This is a genomic window from Streptococcus sp. HMSC077D04, assembly GCF_001808785.1.
Taxonomy (GTDB): Bacteria; Bacillota; Bacilli; order Lactobacillales; family Streptococcaceae; genus Streptococcus; species Streptococcus mitis_BX.
In genome coordinates, this window is the sequence record NZ_KV794529.1 from 97671 (window position 1) to 116986 (window position 19316).

General features: G+C 43.1%; 15 protein-coding genes. 5 read left to right on the plus strand and 10 right to left on the minus strand.

What is annotated here, in order from left to right; translation table 11 throughout:
* Positions 1 to 29: 29 nt before the first annotated feature.
* The 5 genes from folE to HMPREF2701_RS04320 form a co-directional block, all read right to left on the minus strand.
* The gene (folE, locus tag HMPREF2701_RS04300) at positions 30 to 584 is read right to left on the minus strand and encodes a GTP cyclohydrolase I FolE (protein ID WP_049487304.1); all 555 of its coding nucleotides are present in this window, start codon (positions 582 to 584) and stop codon (positions 30 to 32) included.
* Positions 565 to 1887 (minus strand): bifunctional folylpolyglutamate synthase/dihydrofolate synthase, encoded by a 1323-nt coding sequence (locus HMPREF2701_RS04305; protein WP_070482216.1) that lies wholly within the window; start codon positions 1885 to 1887, stop codon positions 565 to 567. Before HMPREF2701_RS04305 ends, folE begins: the two co-directional genes overlap by 20 nt.
* Position 1888: 1 nt before the next feature.
* The gene (folP, locus tag HMPREF2701_RS04310) at positions 1889 to 2869 is read right to left on the minus strand and encodes a dihydropteroate synthase (protein WP_049510983.1); all 981 of its coding nucleotides are present in this window, start codon (positions 2867 to 2869) and stop codon (positions 1889 to 1891) included.
* A gap of 93 nt (positions 2870 to 2962) precedes the next feature.
* Positions 2963 to 3670: a CPBP family intramembrane glutamic endopeptidase gene (locus HMPREF2701_RS04315; protein WP_070482218.1), complete on the minus strand. Its 708-nt coding sequence runs from the start codon at positions 3668 to 3670 to the stop codon at positions 2963 to 2965.
* Positions 3671 to 3722: 52 nt separating this feature from the next.
* Positions 3723 to 5141 carry an NCS2 family permease gene (locus HMPREF2701_RS04320; RefSeq protein ID WP_061590021.1) on the minus strand — a complete coding sequence of 473 codons (1419 nt, stop codon included), beginning with the start codon at positions 5139 to 5141 and terminating at the stop codon, positions 3723 to 3725.
* Between the two features lie 189 nt (positions 5142 to 5330).
* On the opposite strand from HMPREF2701_RS04320, the gene HMPREF2701_RS04325 reads away from it, so the two are divergent.
* The 5 genes from HMPREF2701_RS04325 (at position 5331) to HMPREF2701_RS04345 (ending at position 10552) form a co-directional block, all read left to right on the plus strand.
* Positions 5331 to 6143 carry a Cof-type HAD-IIB family hydrolase gene (locus tag HMPREF2701_RS04325; RefSeq protein WP_061590020.1) on the plus strand — a complete coding sequence of 271 codons (813 nt, stop codon included), beginning with the start codon at positions 5331 to 5333 and terminating at the stop codon, positions 6141 to 6143.
* A gap of 339 nt (positions 6144 to 6482) precedes the next feature.
* Positions 6483 to 7502 carry an alcohol dehydrogenase AdhP gene (gene adhP / locus HMPREF2701_RS04330; protein WP_000649186.1) on the plus strand — a complete coding sequence of 340 codons (1020 nt, stop codon included), beginning with the start codon at positions 6483 to 6485 and terminating at the stop codon, positions 7500 to 7502.
* A gap of 245 nt (positions 7503 to 7747) precedes the next feature.
* Positions 7748 to 8737 carry a PTS sugar transporter subunit IIB gene (locus HMPREF2701_RS04335; protein ID WP_070482220.1) on the plus strand — a complete coding sequence of 330 codons (990 nt, stop codon included), beginning with the start codon at positions 7748 to 7750 and terminating at the stop codon, positions 8735 to 8737.
* Between the two features lie 76 nt (positions 8738 to 8813).
* Entirely contained in the window at positions 8814 to 9626 is an 813-nt protein-coding gene (locus tag HMPREF2701_RS04340) for a PTS mannose/fructose/sorbose transporter subunit IIC (RefSeq protein WP_070482222.1), read from the plus strand.
* Between the two features lie 14 nt (positions 9627 to 9640).
* Entirely contained in the window at positions 9641 to 10552 is a 912-nt protein-coding gene (locus HMPREF2701_RS04345) for a PTS system mannose/fructose/sorbose family transporter subunit IID (RefSeq protein ID WP_049551677.1), read from the plus strand.
* Between the two features lie 159 nt (positions 10553 to 10711).
* Here HMPREF2701_RS04345 and pepC read toward each other — a convergent pair whose 3' ends face one another.
* The 5 genes from pepC to HMPREF2701_RS04375 form a co-directional block, all read right to left on the minus strand.
* Positions 10712 to 12046, minus strand: coding sequence for an aminopeptidase C (gene pepC, locus HMPREF2701_RS04350; RefSeq protein ID WP_049551795.1), 1335 nt, complete (start codon positions 12044 to 12046; stop codon positions 10712 to 10714).
* A 111-nt stretch (positions 12047 to 12157) separates the two neighbouring features.
* Complete coding sequence (locus HMPREF2701_RS04360) at positions 12158 to 12880, minus strand: pseudouridine synthase (protein ID WP_070482227.1); 723 nt, start codon at positions 12878 to 12880, stop codon at positions 12158 to 12160.
* A gap of 72 nt (positions 12881 to 12952) precedes the next feature.
* A complete protein-coding gene (locus HMPREF2701_RS04365; protein ID WP_070482229.1) occupies positions 12953 to 13183 on the minus strand; it encodes a GlsB/YeaQ/YmgE family stress response membrane protein in 231 nt (76 codons plus the stop codon).
* Between the two features lie 9 nt (positions 13184 to 13192).
* Positions 13193 to 14434, minus strand: coding sequence for an aminopeptidase (locus HMPREF2701_RS04370; RefSeq protein WP_070482231.1), 1242 nt, complete (start codon positions 14432 to 14434; stop codon positions 13193 to 13195).
* Between the two features lie 191 nt (positions 14435 to 14625).
* Positions 14626 to 19017 (minus strand): PolC-type DNA polymerase III, encoded by a 4392-nt coding sequence (locus HMPREF2701_RS04375; RefSeq protein WP_070482233.1) that lies wholly within the window; start codon positions 19015 to 19017, stop codon positions 14626 to 14628.
* Positions 19018 to 19316: the final 299 nt, after the last annotated feature.

Below are 19316 nucleotides of genomic sequence, written 5' to 3' on the forward strand. Positions count from 1 at the left end.
ACGTGGTTTGAAGAGATTTTCGAAGAGTATTATAGTCCCATTAAACGATAAGCCTGGTCTCGAAGGTCCTTATCTGCTTCAAATAGACCTCTAGCTACTGTCGTCAAGGTTGCTGTGCCTGGTTTTCTGACACCACGCATACTCATACACATATGCTCCGCCTCAATGACAACAAAGGCTCCTTTAGCACCTAGATAGTCCATCAAGGCATCGGCTACTTCGATATTCAATCGTTCTTGAATTTGTGGTTTTTTCGAATAAACTTCAACCGTACGGGCTAGCTTAGACAAACCTGCCACACGGCCATCTGGAATATAGGCAATATGCGCTCTCCCATAAAATGGTAGAAAGTGGTGTTCACACATGGTATGGAAAAAGATATCCTTTTCTACCACCATATTATCGTCAATAATCTCAAAGGATTTTGACAAATGTTCCTCCGCTGTTTGACCAAGACCTGAAAAAATCTCTTGGTACATACGGGCCACACGAGCAGGTGTTTCCTGCAAGCCCTCGCGATTAACGTCTTCTCCTACAGCCTCGATAATCATTTTTACAGCTGCTTCAATCTTTTGTGTATCCATTCTCGTTTTTCCTCTCCATCAGATAGGCTCTCACTTGGCTCAAGAAATACAAGGAACCTGTGACAATCCTAACTGTTTTTTTCTCTTCTTTTTTATCTGTCAATTTCTGCTCTAGAAAATCCTGCCAACCTTGGTAGCTGAGATTTCTAGACTTAGCTGCCTCTTCCAGCACTTTTTCATCAGTCGCCCGACTATCGTCAAAATGTGTCAGAGTAAGCTCGGTATCTGGCATGGCCCCCAGCAAGTCCAACATATCCTCCAAGGCCTTGGTTTTGATACAAGTAAAGAGGATTTCCTTACGATAATCCGCAAAGCGTTCTTGCAAGGTTGCTAATAAAGCCTTTATGGCATGAGGATTGTGGGCTCCATCCAAAATCATCAAGGGATCTCTTGACACGATTTCCAAACGCCCTGGCCAACTTGTTTCTTCCAAGGCTTGAGCAAGCAAGTGATTGCTTGCTAGTTCTCGACCATCTTCTTGACAAAAAGTATCAAGTAAAGCTATGGCCATCCCAGTATTCTCTATCTGGTGCAAACCAAGCAGGCCAGTTTGGAAGCGACCTTGTCTGACAACACTTGTATAGTCAAAGACTTCGCCTGTAACCACACTCTTTTGATGGCTGACCTGATAATCTGTCCCGTAGGCAAGTCTCGGCGCATCTTTATCTTCCGCAATAGCGTCAATGACAGCCAAAGCTTCTGGAGCGATACGACCTGTTACCAAGGGAATACCTTGTTTGATAATACCAGCTTTCTGCTCTGCTATGGCTTCCAAGCTATCACCAAGTAGGGCTACATGGTCCAATCCAATAGTCGTAATTCCTGTCAAAATGGGCTGGCAGACATTGGTACTATCCAAGAGTCCACCCATGCCCACTTCCATGATAGCCACATCTACTTGCTCTGAAGCAAAGTAGTCATAGGCTATAGCTGTAATTATCTCAAACTCGGTTGTGCCCTGTAAATTAGCGGTCGCTTCTCCCTCCAGCAAAGACTGATAGTCTGCCATGAAGGTTTCGAGTCTAGCCTCTGGGATAGATTCCCCATTGATGCTAATCTGATCTGTGTAATGAATGAGATAGGGCGAGCTAAACACGCCAACTCTCAGCCCTAGCTTTTCTAGCATATTTTTCAAAAAAGCAATGGTCGAACCCTTACCATTGGTTCCTCCAATATGGATGACCTTGAGTTTGAGATGGGGATTGCCACGCAAAGCTAACAGTTCCACCATTCGTTCCAAGCCAAAATGCGGTTGGTCCGACCGATAGTGGGCAATCCATTGATTGTTTTCAATTTCTTTCATCTTATTTATATTGTTTTAAATCTAAATCTTCCGCTTCATCAGCCAGACGAATGGCGGAGGCAATTTCAACTGCCATCCTGTGACTAACTACATCATGCACGCGCACCACTTCCACACCCTGTCTCGCAGCGATACTGGTTACATGAGCCGAAGCCGTATCTCGATTGCGGAAACCAAGTTCTGTCTCAGGATTGACTTCAAAACCATTTTCTTCAAGAATATTGATGACAAACCGCTTGCGCGACACTCCGAGAAAGATTGGATAGCCTTTCTGATGTAGTTTATCCAGATCCCGTAAAAGAAGCAGATTTTCTTTCTTGGTCAGACCAAAGCCAATTCCTGAATCCAGCAGGATGTTTTCTTGAGCAATCCCAGCTTCCTCTGCTCTCGCTAGTGCTCTGTCAAAGAACGTCTCCATCAACTCTTCGATTGGCAATTTTTCGAAGTCAGCTAATTCTTCCTCTGTAAAAGCTTGACCAAATCCAAAATGAGGGAATATGAGCGAGCTAGGATGATGAGGTCGAGCCATAACTGGATTAAACATGATGACCACTTTCGCTCTAGCCTCAGCAACCACATGGGCCATTTTTTCATCACCCATGAGGCCAGTGATATCATTGACTAGATTAGCACCAGCAGCTAAAGCAGCCTCTGCTACCTGACTCTTCCAAGTATCAATAGAGATGAGGACATCACTTTCCTTGCGAATCGCTTTAATCACTGGAACAACACGCTGGATTTCCTCTTCTATCTCAACATAGCTACTTCCCGGCCGAGGCCGAGTCGATTCTCCGCCGATATCGATCATACTAGCCCCTTCTGCTATCAATTTACGAGCCTGCTGGAGTGCCTGCTCAAGAGCAAAAAATTGACCACCGTCCGAAAAGGAGTCTGGGGTTACATTAATAATTCCGCAAATAGATGTCTTTGAATGATTGGCTTTACTTGACATATCGGTCACTCCCTCAAGGTTTTTCATCATATTATTTCTCTATTTTACCATAAAAAGAAAAAGATGGACACGATTGCATTCATCTTTTTCCCAGTAGAAACAAGTAAGCAATTGTCAAAAATCTTAAACAGAAATCCCTAATGTCCGACTCATGATCACCACAAGAGCCAATAAACAGAAGGCTACCCCATTAACAATCATGTGAAGCAAGATAGACATTTCCAAACGTTGGGTTTTGTAAGCCGTCCAAGATAGAACAATCGACATACCTCCATAAATCAATAAAGAAGGTAAATTACTTGGTTGATGCAATAAAGCAAACACAATCGTACCGACTACAAATCCCAAGTTCTCTTTTCCTCGGAAAATCTTTTTAGGAATAATCCCACGGCACAAGATTTCCTCACAAATCGGAGCAAGCAAGGCCAGTAAGAAGAAACTGGAAATCAGAGAACTATTCTGAACCATATCGTTAATCTGAGACTGGTTACCTGTTGTCGTCTCATTTGACAGTTGTAACAAGATAGAACCAAGTATATTTGACCCGATAATAACTAAATAACTTAATCCCAATCGTGCCAAATCCTTAGCTCTAAAAAAAGAAAAATTAAAACTTGCCAACTGCGTTTTACGAGCTCCAATAATAAATAGCACCAGAACCACAATCGAAATACCAGCAACTATCAGTCCTGACTGCAACAGTGGTACTGCATTTAAAGTTAAAATAGCAGTAACCCCTATAGGAATCTGATATAAAATTGTCGCCAGCAAAAAGATTAACAACCAACCTGCACGATTCAATAATTCTTTCCACATATTTTTCTCTTTCATCACCTATCTCCTTTGTATTAAAAAAGGGGAAAAATCCCCCTGGGTAATCCTATTATAAGGCCATGCTGATGTAGTTAAGGATAAACAAGGCATCCAAAATCCAAATCATGACATGAACATCTTTAGCTTGACCTTTGACAATCTTAGTCAAGGTATAAGTCAAGAAACCAACTGCAATCCCTTGAGTAATAGAGTAGCTGAACCCCATAAAGATAGATGTGAAGAAAGCAGGAACCGCTTCAGCCATATCGTCCCATTGGATATTTTTCAAGCTACCAAGCATCATAATCCCAACGATAATCAAGATTGGAGCTGTAGCGGCTGTTGGTACGATTGCTAGAAGTGGGCTAAAGAAGCTTGAGATCGCAAAACAGATAGCTACAACCAAGGCTGTCAAACCAGTACGTCCACCTGCACCGATACCAGCAGCAGACTCAACATAAGTCGTTACGTTTGAAGTACCTGCGATAGCACCAATGGAAGTACCAATCAAGTCAGAGTAAAGAGCCTTGTCCAACTTAGCTGATTGGTGATTTTCACCATTTGTAGCTACGATACCAACTTTTTCACCTGTACCGATCAAGGTACCAATCGTGTCAAAAATATCTGTCAATGAGAAGGCAAGAATGGCCATCAGAGTTTCAGGCAAGCGAGCTGTATCTGAAATCAAAGCTCCCAAACCTTCTGAACCAAGAGCTGCACCAAAGACTATCTTCAAGTCTTCAAAGGCTGCACCAACATGGTTATTAGCAAAATCGATACTAGACAAATCTACCAAACCAACTGCGATAGCAAGAACAGTTGTTGTCAAGATAGAAAGGATAATTCCCCCTTTAATTCCTTTAATGACAAAGAAGATCGTAATAGCAAGTCCTGCAAGAGCGACCAAAACAGCTGGATTATTAAAGTCAACCAATCCTGGAACTGCTGAAGAGTTTGCTGCAATCGTTGCTTTAGCTTTGTCAGCCCCTTCTCCTATAACAGTATAGTTACCTGGATCAATCGTAAATTTCAAAAGTCCAGCATTCTTAATTCCCACATAGGCAAGGAAGACACCGATACCAGCTGAGATAGCTGATCGAAGGGCATTTGGAATCGATTCAATGATCATTTTACGAACATTTGTCAAGGTAATAATCAATGAGATAACCCCACAGATGAAGACCATAGCTAAGGCTTGTTGCCAAGAATAACCAAGTCCAAATACTACTGTAAAGGTAAAGAAGGCATTTAGTCCCATTCCTGGTGCTTGGGCATAAGGTAAGTTAGCGTAAAAAGCCATCATCAAGGTACCAGCTACTGCACCAATAATCGTCGCTAAGAAGACACCCTGAGCAGGCATCCCTGTTTGTGAAAGAATTTGTGGGTTTACAAAGAGAATATAGCTCATTGCAAAGAAAGTTGTTAAACCAGCGAGAACCTCTGTACGAACGTCTGTACCGTTCTCTTTTAGTTTAAATAATTTGTCCATTATCAATCTCCTTTTAATTTTTACGAACAATAATAGAATTATATCATTTATCATTCACTTTTTCAATATCTTTGTTTGATTTATTTAAGAATTTGATGAAATTTCATTTTTTGTTTGGAATCTGCTTTTCTGCCTGCTTTCTGTTATAATAGTAGACATCTTATCTGAAAAGACACTAGAAAGGTCCCTATGACGAAAAAAATTATTGCAGTTGATTTGGATGGAACCCTGCTCAACTCAGACAGTCAAATTTCTGACTTTACAAAAGAAACCATAAAAAAAGTTGTTGAAAAAGGCCATCAGGTTATTATTACGACAGGTCGCCCTTACCGTATGTCAAAAGATTTTTACCGTGAACTGGGCTTAGACACTCCTATGATTAATTTCAACGGTTCCCTTACTCATTTACCAGACCAAGTTTGGGATTTTGAAAAGTGTCTAACTGTAGACAAAAAATATCTGCTAGACATGGTTCAACGTTCAGAGGACATTCAAGCCGATTTTATCGCTGGAGAATATCGTAAAAAATTCTACATTACAAATCCTAATGAAGAAATTGCCAATCCCAAACTATTTGGTGTGGAAGCATTCCAACCCGAAGATCAATTCCAGCCTGAATTAGTCACCAAAGATCCTAACTGTATTCTGCTGCAGACCAGAGCCAGTGACAAGTATGCCCTTGCAAAAGAAATGAACGCCTTCTACCAGCATCAACTGTCTATCAATACTTGGGGTGGTCCGCTCAATATCCTTGAGTGTACCCCAAAAGGAGTCAACAAGGCCTTTGCTTTGGACTACTTGCTCAAGGTAATGAACCGTGACAAAAAGGATTTGATTGCCTTTGGAGATGAACACAACGATACCGAAATGCTCGCTTTTGCTGGGAAAGGTTATGCAATGAAAAATGCCAATCCTGAGCTACTCCCCTATGCAGATGAGCAAATTTCTCTGACCAATGACCAAGACGGTGTTGCCAAAACCCTGCAAGACTTATTCTTATAGCCTATACTGATACTCAACGAAAATCAAAGAGCAAACTAGGAAGCTAGCCGCAGGCTGCTCAAAACACTGTTTTGAGGTTGCAGATAGATCTGACGTGGTTTGAATTTGATTTTCGAAGAGTATGACCAGCTTGCGAGCTGGTCTTTGTGCTCTTTTCACAGTCTCATCAACTGGTTAATCGATTGTTCTATTTTTTGCCTCCAAAACCTTGGAAAAGGCTTTCTTTTGTGATATACTTCACATATAAATACAAGAGAGCTCGTCACACTCGACTCTGTTGACACAAAATCAATCCAGTCCTGTTTCTCCTGCTCTCAGTTAATATCAAGGAGGATAGCTATGAAAGCTGTTGTTGTAAATCCAGAAAGCACTGGTGTTGCTGTTGAAGAAAAAGTACTCCGTCCACTTGAAACTGGGGAAGCACTTGTAGAAATTGAATACTGCGGTGTTTGCCACACTGACCTCCACGTTGCCCATGGTGACTTTGGTCAAGTACCAGGCCGTGTTCTAGGACATGAAGGTGTTGGTATCGTTAAAGAAATTGCCCCAGATGTGAAAAGCCTTAAAGTCGGCGACCGCGTCAGCGTTGCTTGGTTCTTTGAAGGATGTGGAACTTGCGAATACTGTACTACTGGCCGTGAAACTCTTTGCCGTACAGTGAAAAATGCCGGCTACTCAGTCGACGGTGGTATGGCTGAACAATGTATCGTAACTGCAGACTATGCTGTTAAAGTTCCTGACGGACTTGATCCAGCCCAAGCTTCTTCTATCACATGTGCTGGTGTAACAACCTATAAAGCTATAAAAGAAGCAAAAGTTGAACCAGGTCAATGGGTTGTCCTTTACGGTGCTGGTGGACTTGGTAACCTAGCAGTTCAATATGCTAAAAAAGTTTTCAACGCTCATGTTATCGCAGTTGATATCAACAATGACAAACTTGCCCTTGCAAAAGAAGTAGGTGCTGACATTGTGATTAACGGACTCGAAGTTGAAGATGTACCTGGACTCATCAAGGAAAAAACTGATGGTGGAGCTCATTCAGCTGTCGTAACTGCTGTATCTAAAGTTGCCTTCAACCAGGCTGTTGACTCAGTTCGTGCTGGTGGTCGCGTAGTCGCTGTTGGTCTCCCTTCTGAAATGATGGAACTCAGCATCGTCAAAACCGTTCTAGATGGAATCCAAGTCATCGGTTCTCTTGTTGGAACTCGTAAAGACTTGGAAGAAGCCTTCCAATTCGGTGCAGAAGGTTTAGTAGTTCCAGTTGTCCAAAAACGCCCAGTCGAAGATGCTGTAGCCATTTTCGACGAAATGGAAAAAGGTCAAATCCAAGGACGTATGGTACTTGACTTCACCCACTAATCTAATAAAAAACCTATTTTAAAAGTTGGAATGCGCTTCCAACTTTTTTATATTAAATTTTAATATAAAAAATTACTATGTCTTCTTGAAACCTTATTATATCAATATTGTTAAATGCACTATTTAAATGTTTTCTTGAATATTTTATATCAAATAGTTGCTTTTTATATGAAAACGGTTTATACTTATCTAGTCTTAAAGTTTTCTTAAACGAAAACTAAAACAAAAAAGGAGGAATGACAATAATGAGTATCGGAATCATTATTGCGAGCCACGGCGAATTTGCTGCGGGTATTCATCAGTCAGGATCTATGATCTTTGGTGAACAAGAAAAGGTTCAAGTTGTAACCTTTATGCCAAATGAAGGTCCTGATGATCTATACGCTAAGTTTAATAACGCTGTTGCTGCATTTGACGCAGAAGATGAGGTTCTAGTTTTGGCTGACCTTTGGAGTGGATCTCCATTTAACCAAGCTAGTCGCGTGATGGGAGAAAATCCTGAGCGTAAGTTTGCCATCATCACAGGACTTAACTTACCGATGTTGATTCAAGCCTATACAGAGCGCCTGATGGACGCTGCTGCAGGTGTAGAAAAAGTCGCTGCTAATATCATTAAAGAAGCCAAAGATGGCATCAAAGCTCTTCCAGAAGAGCTCAATCCAGCTGAGGAATCAGCAAGCGCTGCAGCTGCTCCAGTTGCCCAAGCTGCTATCCCAGAAGGAACTGTTATCGGAGATGGAAAACTCAAGATTAACCTTGCCCGTCTGGACACTCGTCTCCTTCACGGTCAGGTTGCAACTGCTTGGACTCCAGATTCAAAAGCAGACCGTATTATCGTTGCTTCAGATAACGTTGCCAACGACGATCTTCGTAAAGAATTGATTAAACAAGCAGCTCCAAATAATGTCAGAGCCAATGTGGTTCCAATTCAAAAATTGATCGAGGTTTCAAAAGACCCACGCTTTGGAGAAACACATGCCCTTATCTTGTTTGAAACACCTCAAGACGCCCTTCGTGCAATCGAAGGTGGCGTGCCAATCAAGACCCTTAACGTAGGATCAATGGCTCACTCAACAGGTAAAACAATGGTCAACAACGTTTTGTCTATGGACAAAGATGACGTTGCCACATTTGAGAAAATGCGTGACCTCGGTGTTGAATTTGACGTACGTAAAGTACCAAACGACACCAAAAAAGATTTGTTTGACTTGATTAACAAAGCCAACGTTCAATAATAGACATCAGTAACTATCGAAGAATTCTAAGAAAATTTTTCACTTTATTATCATAAAATAGAAAAGGAATAAAACCATGTCAGATATTTCAATTATTTCTGCTGTCTTGGTTGTAGTTGTTGCCTTCCTTGCAGGTCTTGAAGGTATCCTCGACCAATTCCAATTCCATCAACCAATCGTCGCATGTACCCTTATCGGTCTTGTAACAGGTAACCTTGAAGCTGGGGTTATGCTTGGTGGATCACTTCAAATGATCGCCCTTGGTTGGGCAAACATCGGAGCTGCCGTAGCTCCTGACGCTGCTCTTGCATCTGTTGCCGCAGCAATCATCTTGATCAAAGGTGGTAACTTTACTACTGAAGGTATCGCCGTTGCAACAGCAACAGCTATCCCTCTTGCCGTAGCTGGACTTTTCTTGACAATGATTGTTCGTACAATCTCAGTTGGTTTGGTTCACACTGCAGACGCTGCTGCTAAAGAAGGAAATATTGCAGCTGTTGAACGTGCTCACTTTATCGCACTTCTTCTTCAAGGTCTTCGTATTGCTATCCCTGCTGCCTTCCTTATCGCTATCCCAGCTTCTGCCGTTCAAGATGCTCTTAAATTGATGCCAGACTGGTTGAACGGTGGTATGGCTGTCGGTGGTGCTATGGTCGTTGCCGTTGGTTACGCTATGGTTATCAACATGATGGCAACTCGTGAAGTATGGCCATTCTTCGCACTCGGTTTTGCTTTTGCTGCCATTTCTCAATTGACTTTGATTGCCCTTGGTGTAATCGGTGTTGCCCTTGCCTTCATCTACCTTAACCTTTCAAAACAAGGTGGTAACGGTGGCGGAGGAGCTGCGACTTCTAACGACCCAATCGGTGATATCCTAGAAGACTACTAGAAAGGGGAACAATCATGACTGAAAAACTTCAATTATCAAAATCAGATCGTAAAAAAGTTTGGTGGCGTTCACAATTCCTTCAAGGTTCTTGGAACTACGAGCGTATGCAAAACTTGGGTTGGGCTTACTCATTGATCCCAGCTATCAAAAAATTGTACACTACTAAAGAAGACCAAGCTGCTGCTCTTGAGCGTCACCTTGAGTTCTTCAACACACACCCATACGTTGCTGCTCCAATCATGGGGGTTACTCTTGCACTTGAAGAAGAACGTGCGAACGGTGTTGAAATTGATGACGCTGCTATCCAAGGGGTTAAAATCGGTATGATGGGACCTCTTGCTGGTATCGGTGACCCAGTATTCTGGTTTACAGTTCGTCCTATCCTTGGAGCTCTTGGTGCATCACTTGCTGCATCTGGTAACTTGGTTGGTCCACTTCTCTTCTTCTTCGGATGGAATGCTATCCGTATGGCCTTCCTATGGTACACACAAGAGTTTGGTTACAAGGCTGGTTCTGAAATCACTAAAGACATGTCTGGTGGTATCTTGAAAGACATCACTAAAGGTGCTTCTATCCTTGGTATGTTCATTCTTGCCGTTCTTGTACAACGTTGGGTATCGATCAACTTCACTGTTAACCTTCCAGGTAAACAATTGGCTGAAGGTGCCTACATCAACTTCCCAGAAGGTCCTGTATCAGGTGCTGAATTGAAAGGTATCCTTGGTCAAGCACTTGGTGGATTGAGCCTAGATAAGATTCAACCACAAACCCTTCAAAGTCAGTTGAACTCATTGATTCCAGGATTGATGGGACTTCTCCTTACTTTCCTTTGCATGTGGTTGCTTAAGAAAAAAGTATCACCAATCTCAATCATCCTTGCACTCTTTGCAGTAGGTATCGCAGCTCGTTTCTTCGGTATCATGTAATCAAGCAACGTAAAAGGAACCAGGTTCTAAGCCTGATTCCTTTTTTCTATGCTTTTATACTCTTCGAAAATCTCTTCAAACCACGTCAACGTCGCCTTGCCGTACGCAAGTACAGCCTGCGGCTAGCTTCCTAGTTTGCTCTTTGATTTTCATTGAGTATTATTCTGCCAAGGCTCCCATTGGATCCCATGGTGCAAGTACGATTGGTTCTGCTTCATAGGCAGCTTGTTCTTCGGCTGTCAGCAATTCTTTGCGAACAACGATTTGGTAAGTGTATTCGTCCATCCAAGCGTCTGAGGCAACAAAGTAACCATCTGTACCGACCTTGTCTCCCCATGAGTTTTCAACCTTCCACTTGGTTGACTTCCCATTTTCATCCAAGTCCACACCTGTTAATACCATGGCGTGGGTCATCAAGCTTTCGCTGTAGTCCAAACGTCCAGCCTTGTCTTGAGTAAGTTGAATATCCATGCTTGATTCAAAATCATAAACATCTGTCGCAAGGATTCCAGCCTTGCGGTTGCTGAGCTGGCCGACATCAGAACCAAACCAAACAGTCTCACCTGCTTGCATTTGGGCAATTGCCAATTCTTTCAAGCGCTCCATCGGAACGTTGATATAACGAACTGCACGGCTACCAACCACATTTCCCAACATCTCAACTGTGTACGATTTACCGTATGGTTTATCAGCAGTTGGAGCATTGATAACAGAAACGTAGTCTTCTAGAGGAAGATTGACATATTTTTTGTAAAATTCCTGTGGTATGATACCCTTTTCGCTTTGGTAGTTGTTATCCTTATCGCGATAAGCAAAGTCAAATTTACGTGGTGGAAGACCCAATGACATAGCAAGAAAATTAAAGATTTCTTGTAAGAGGTCTTCTTTCTTAGCTTGAACAGTCACTTGGTCTGCGCCAGAAGCAAGCAAGTCACGCAAGATTTGAGCATCTTGGCGAAGCAATTTGTTAAGGATTGCATTTAGCTCACGACTGCTACTAGATGAAACAGACTCAGGGTAAACTGACTTAGGCACGACACCGTATTTCTCAAAGAGAGAAACGACCATATCCCATTGACCGCCATCTTGTTGGGGAGTTTGAAGTAGGAAGCTAACCTTACGGCTCGTCAAATCTTGATCTGCAGTCGCAATCACTTGCTCCAAGAACCAGTTTGATTTCTCATACTTGTCCCAGAAGAAGGTGTGGGCCTGTGACAACTCAAAATTCTCCAGTTTATATTGTGAGATGAGTTTGTGACGGAAGGTGTTGAGGGCTGCGAACATCCAGCAACGACCAGAAGCTTTCTGGTTGGTTACCTTGTCCTTGGTCAAATCCAATGAGAAAACAGGTGTGTTGTCTACATGGCTTTGGCGACGTTCTAGGGCTGCAAAAATTCCGTTGTGGCTGGCAGCATTTTCAATCGCTTGGTACTTTACATTTGCTTCATAGTTAGCAAATAATTTATCAGTAAATGATTCTTGAATCGCGTTCATAGATTCCTCCTTTTATTCTACAGTCTATTATAACTCTTTTCACAAAGTAAGCAACTGAAAAACATAAAAGGCGAGGACATTCTCCCTCACCTTTTTCGAATATAAACCAAACTAAGCAATACTTGCACGGAGAACCACTAATTCTTCTTTGGTCAAGCGACGCCATTCCCCTCGTTCTAAGTTCTCATCCAATACTAGCGTTCCCATAGTCAAACGCTGTAGGTCTACTACTTCCTTACCACAGTATGCCACCATACGCTTGACCTGATGGAACTTCCCTTCTGCAATGGTCACACGGATTTGGCTCTGATTCTTTTCTGCATCTGTGGAAAGAATTTCCAGTCTAGCGGGCTTACAGGTAAAGTCTTTGAGCGGAATTCCCTTGGCAAATATCTCCACATCTTCTTGGGCCATGATTCCCTTGACTTGTGCCAGATAAGTCTTGTCCACATGACGCTTGGGCGAAAGAAGAGCATGAGCCAGCTGGCCATCATTGGTCAAGAGTAAAAGACCATGCGTGTCAATATCCAAGCGCCCGACTGGGAACACTTCCTTGCTCCGAGCCAAGTCATCCAACAAGTCCAACACGGTTCTGTGCTTGGGATCCTCAGTCGCTGAAATAATTCCTTGGGGCTTGTTCATCATGTAGTAGACAAATTCTTCATACTCCAGCACCTGCCCATCAAAGCGAATCTCATCTCTTTCTTCATCAATCTGCAATTTAGCTGATTTTTCTTTTTTACCATTTACCGTCACGCGCCCAGCCTTGAGCAAGTTTTTGACCTCAGTCCGACTCCCCACAGCGCAGGCAACTAAAAATTTATCCAATCTCATAGAACTATTATATCACACTCAAAAGGAGGCTGTCTCAATGACCAACCTCCTTTTCGTTTCAGATTTAAGAAATTAACTCCCCCGTCTCCAGAAAATCGCTAAGACAATCATGGAACCTAGTACTGCCGGAATAATGGCTGTTCCTGATAAAACTGGCCCCCACGTTCCAAAGAGCAAGTGCCCCAGAAAGGCACCAATCCAACCGAGGAACATTTTTCCAAAACATCCCATACGTTCTCCACGATTGGTCAAAGCACCTGCCAAGAGTCCCACTAGGAGACCAACAAACATACTTCCTATCATCTTGGCTCCCTAATTTGCCCAATTTCCGTTACGGAAGAGAGGCACACGTGTTCCATCCTCACGGATACCATCGATATCCATTTGGTTAGAACCAATCATAAAGTCTACGTGCACATCTGAACGGTTAAGCCCCGCAGCTTCAAGCTCCTCTTCGCTCATCTCCGCTCCACCAACAACGCTGGTCGCATAGGCTGCACCAATAGCCAAGTGGTTTGAAGCATTCTCATCGAAAAGGGTGTTAAAGAAGGTAATGCCTGACTGAGAAATTGGGCTTGGATCTGGTACCAAGGCACATTCACCCAAGGCACGCGCACCCGCATTTTCAAAGACAAGATCCTTCATAACCTGATCACCCTTCTCAGCAGTAATGTCTACGATTTGTCCATCCTTAAAGGTCACCTTAATACCTTCGATGATATTTCCGTTATAGCTAAGCGGTTTTGTAGAAGTGACATAACCATCTGCGCGACGAAAATCAGGTGCTGTGAAGACTTCCTCTGTCGGCATATTTGGCAAGAATCCTTCGCCCTGTGCATTGATAGCACCAGCTGATTCCCAAACGTGGTTCTTTGGCAAACCAAGTGTCAAATCTGTTCCTGGCGCTGTGTAGTGAAGGGCTGAAAATTGTTCTTTATTGAGCATATCAGCTTTACTCTTAAGGATAGCTGCATGTTCTTCCCAAGCCTTAACAGGATCTGCTTCGTAGACTCGGCAAGTTTTGAAGATTTGGTCCCAAAGGAGATCGACTGCTTCTTCGTCGCTCGCAGCATTTGGAAAGACCTTCTTAGCCCACTCAAGTCCAGCAGCGGCGGCTACAGTCCAGCTAACCTTGTTAGATTGAGTTGCGATACGCATTGGCTTCATGGCAAGTCCCATAGCTTTAGCAGAAGCTGACAACTTGTCAGCATCCACACCGTTCAAGGCACCTGGATCAGAAGAACGGACACCGAGACGGCTAGCCTTGTTCTCCAAAAAATAGTTCATCTCAGCAATCTTGTATTCTGGCACATTGTCCAGACGCTCCATCGGTGCGTGGAGAAATTTCTCACGGTTGATGACATCATCTGTCCACTGAACGATAACCTCATGTGCCCCCAAAGCATAAGCTTCTTTCACGATTAAATGAGCCAACTCGCGTTGCTCCACATCGATAGAAAGAGCCAAAGTGTGACCAGGCTGCACGTTAATTCCATTCGCAACCAACAATTTCGCATATTTTTCTAGATTTTCTTTAAAATTTGGTAAAACCATTTTATTTTTCCTTTTCTATTTTTCTTTCAAAGCAGAAAATAATCCTGCCAAAGCAATAGCACCTTACAAGAGTGCTGTTGATAGAAGAATTGTCTGATCAGCAAGTTCTAGCTGATAGTCAAAAACCTTTTCAGCAGGTTTATCTTCCGCAAAGATTCTAAGTTTCATAAAGATGTTCTCCGTTCTAATTCTTAAAACAACTCATCAAACAAACTCAACTGGTTATCCTCTGGCATATTGCCCAGAATCCCCATTTCATCCATCTTTTCAACCAAGGTTGATGAGAGTCCACCGCGTTTGCGTAGTTCTGTTTTGGAGAGGAATTCTCCCTCTTCACGCGCTCGCACTAGCTGCTTGGCAACGTTCTCTCCCAGACCATCCATTGCTACAAATGGCGGAATGAGGGTATCCCCATCGATGAGGAACTCTGTTGCCTGACTACGATAGAGATCGAGTTTGCCAAACTTGAAACCACGTTCCCACATTTCATTGACAATCTCAAGAGTTGTATAGAGGTCAATTTCCACATTAGAGGCTTCATTATTCTTCCGTTTTTCAGCGATTTCTTCCATTCTGCGCTTGATAGCGTCTAAGCCCGCACCCATGGTCTTGATATCAAAAGCCTTAGCACGGATGGAGAAGTAAGCACAGTAATAATAAATGGGATGGTGAACCTTGAAGTAGGCCACACGCAAGGCCATCATAACGTAGGCTGCCGCATGGGCTTTAGGGAACATATACTTGATTTTCCCACAGGACTCGATATACCACTCTGGAACCTTATTGGCCTTCATGGCTTCGATATAGCCATTTCGCTCCTCTTCGGAAATCTTCAGCCACAAACCCTTACGCACTCGTTCCATGATAGTAAAGGCCATCTTAGGCTCGAGCCCAGCATGCATGAGGTAAACCATGATATCGTCCCGACAACCGATAACGGTTGATAGGTCCGCAATCCCTTGTTTGATCAGATCCTGGGCATTTCCCAACCAGACATCAGTACCGTGAGACAATCCAGATAACTGTAACAACTCCGCAAAAGTCGTCGGATGCGTCTCATCCACCATCCCACGTACAAAGTTGGTTCCAAATTCTGGAATCCCCAGCATGCCCGTTGGCGTTCCGATTTGTTCAGGAGTCACCCCTAGCACATCAGTCCCAGAAAAGAGGGCCATCACGCCTTCGTCATCCATAGGGATTTCATTAGGGTCAATCCCAGACAAGTCCTGCAATTTCCGAATCATGGTCGGATCATCATGTCCCAGTACATCAAGTTTGAGGACATTCTCATCGATATCGTGGAAGTTAAAGTGAGTCGTTTGCCATTCAGCCGTCACGTCATCCGCTGGATACTGAACAGGCGTAAAGTCGTAGACATCCATGTAGTTAGGAATAACAACGATTCCTCCGGGGTGTTGGCCCGTTGTCCGCTTGACACCAGCAGCACCTTGAGCGAGCCGCTCCACCTCTGCATCACGATAAAACTTCCCGTAATCACGCTCATAGCCCTTTACAAAACCATAGGCAGTCTTGGCAGCCACCGTACCAACCGTTCCTGCACGGAAGGCATATTCCTCACCAAAGATATCACGTACATCCAAATGAGCGCTAGGCTGGTCTTCTCCCGAGAAGTTCAAGTCAATATCGGGAACCTTGTCCCCATCAAAACCGAGGAAGGTCTCAAACGGAATATCCTGCCCATTTTTGCTGAGTTTGTGGCCACAGTTTGGACAGTCCTTATTAGGCATATCAAAACCTGAACCATAAGAACCATCTGTGATAAATTCACTGTATTGACACTTCCCACAGACATAGTGAGGAGAGAGAGGATTAACCTCGGTAATCCCAATCATGGTCGCAACAAAACTAGATCCGACAGACCCACGAGAACCCACCAAGTAACCCCGTTCATTGGAACGTTGTACCAGCATCTGGGAAGCCAGATAAATCACGGCAAATCCATTCCCCAGAATAGAAGTTAATTCTTTTTCAATCCGCAAATCAACGATATCTGGTAGCGGATTTCCATAAATCTCAAAAGCTTTCTTATAGGTCAACTCAGCAACTGTTTCTTCAGCCTTGTCGATGAAAGGCGTGTACAAGTCACCCTTAACAACCTCAACGGGTTCAAAGATTTCTGCCAAGGCATTGGTGTTTTCAATGACCAATTTCCGAGCTAATTCCTCTCCTAAGAAGGCAAATTCATCCAACATCTCATTGGTCGTTCTAAAATGAGCCTTCGGTAGCGGTGCTGGTTGGGCATGTTCACCGTGACCAATGGTCCGGTTAATCATAGCCCCCTGACCCAAACTACGGACAATAATTTCACGGTAAATCTCTTCTTCCGGTTCAATATAGTGGACATTTCCCGTAGCTAGAACAGGCTTGTCAAGACGGTCCCCAACCTCTATCAAACTCTTGATAATAGTCTGGAGTTCCTCCATATCCTTGACCTGCTCCTTGGCAATCAAGGGAGCATAGATAGCTGGTGGCATGACCTCGATAAAGTCATAATACTTGGCCACTTCAACCGCCGCGTCCACACCTTGGGAAACGACTGCGTCAAAAACTTCACCTTCCGAGCAAGCCGACCCCAAAATCAAGCCCTCCCGATGGGCGTCTAGAACCGTTCTCGGTATCCGTGGCACCCCTTCAAAATACTTGGTGTTAGACAAAGAAACCAGCTTAAAAATATTTTTTAAACCAACTTGATTCTTGACATAAATGGTCGCATGTTTAATCCGAGCTTTTTTATAAGAATCTGGACTGATTAGATCAATATTGAGTCTAGCCAGATCGGTCACACCATGTTTTTCTGCTACCTCTTTGATAAAGATGAAAAGCAAACGACCAGTAGCTTCCGCATCGTAGTTGGCCATGTGGTGATGTTCTAAGGCCACACCAAAACGCTTGGTCAAAGGCCCCAAACCATGACGTTTGTACTCAGGATAGAGGTTTCTAGCAAACTCCAGCGTATCAATAACTGGCTGACTAATCTTTGGCAAACCATGACGCTCATAATTGGCATTCATAAAGCCAACGTCAAAGGTCGCATTGTGGGCAACTAGGACCGTATCCTTGCAAAATTCTTGGAATTCTTGCAAAACTTGTTCCAGTGGTTTGGCATTTTTGACATGGTCATCTGTAATTCCAGTCAACTCAGTAGTAAAAGCTGACAAGGGATGTCCAGGATTGATAAATTCATCAAATTCAGCAATAACATTCCCCTTGTACATCTTAGAGGCCGCAACCTGAATCAAATCATTATAGATAGCTGAAAGCCCCGTCGTTTCCACGTCAAAGACCACGTAGGTCGCTTCCGACAAGTCCATCTCCACTTCGTTGTAGACGATAGGGACACGGTCCTCCACGATATTGGCTTCCATACCATAGATCAGCTGGATTCCCGCTTTCTTAGCAGCCTTATAGCCATGTGGGAAGGACTGAACATTTCCATGGTCTGTGATGGCAACCGCCTTGTGTCCCCACTTAGCAGCTGTCGCAACGATTTCTTCTACCTCTGGTAGTGCATCCATGGTCGACATATTAGTATGAGCATGAAACTCAACCCGTCGTTCTCCTTCTGGCATTAAATCCTTCCGCTCATAGTGAATAACTTCCTGCACGTCTTGCACGTTCATAGTCAAATCGCGTGTGAAGTTATTCATCTCCACATTCCCACGCACTCGGAGCCAAGAATTTTTCTTGATTAGATCAAATTTCTGAGCCTCTTCCTCATTCTTAACCCACTTTTGCATCGAAAAACTTGAAGTGTAGTCCGTCATTTTAAAATTGATTAAAACACGACCTGTTCTGGTCACTTTTTGCTCCATATCAAACACAACCCCTTCAAAGACCAGACGATTCTCCTCCGTCGTCACTTCGATCATAGGAGTAATCTCTGCCTTATCCAGCTTTGGTTTAGCTACAGCTTTTTTGACTTGAAAATCAAAGGCTGGCTTCTCTTCCGCTGGAGGAGGTGCCATCTGTTCCAGTTGTTCCATAGCACGGAGCGCTTCCTCATTGGCCGCTTGAACAATCTGCTCATTTTCAGCATGAAAGGCCTCTTCCTGTTCTTGGGTCAGCACATCATTTTTCTCTACTTGACAGTTAAAAGTAGGAAAACCAAATTTTTCAAGTTGTTTAGCTAAATTAGGAAGGTGATTTTTCTTAAAGTGTTCCTTATCAATCGCCTCAGAGCCTTCAATAAAGAGTTGATTGCCCTCAGCACGAACTTGCAAATTTTGATAAAGGGACTTAAAACCTTGACTAGCACATGGCCCCTCAGAAAAAGCTTCTCTATAATAGGCCTGCAAGAGTTGATTTGAAAATTCTTGAGACCGAGCCTTGATTTCGAAAACAGCTTTATTGCCTGTCTTAGAAAATTCTTCGCTCAAACCTTTCTTTAATTCTAAAAAGATTTCAATCGGTAAAATATTAGAAAATACGAAATGAAACTCCCATATCTTACTAATTTTATGAACCACAACTCGCTCAATATCGGCCTGTGCTAAAGCAGGAGCCTGTCTCATTTCAGTAGGCATCCCCAGTTGATTCATCAAAATTTCAAAACTGTTTGACATTCATTTTCCTCACATTATTCTCCTACTATTTTACCATATTTAGAGGTATTTTCTAAAGACAAAAGGAAGCCACTTCAAGACAACAAAGAATTTTCTTATGTATATCCTTACTCCTCATTTAAGGATATTTACCTAGGGAAATTAAAAAATCTTCCAAACAGTACTCCCCCAAAAAAGTTAGATGAATAATTTACCTAGTGAATTTAGTTCTGTTTTACACATAACGAAAACACCCCGAAAGTTAGGCGAAAAAAATCTAACTTTTGGGGTGCAATTTATTCTTTATAAAACCTGAAAAG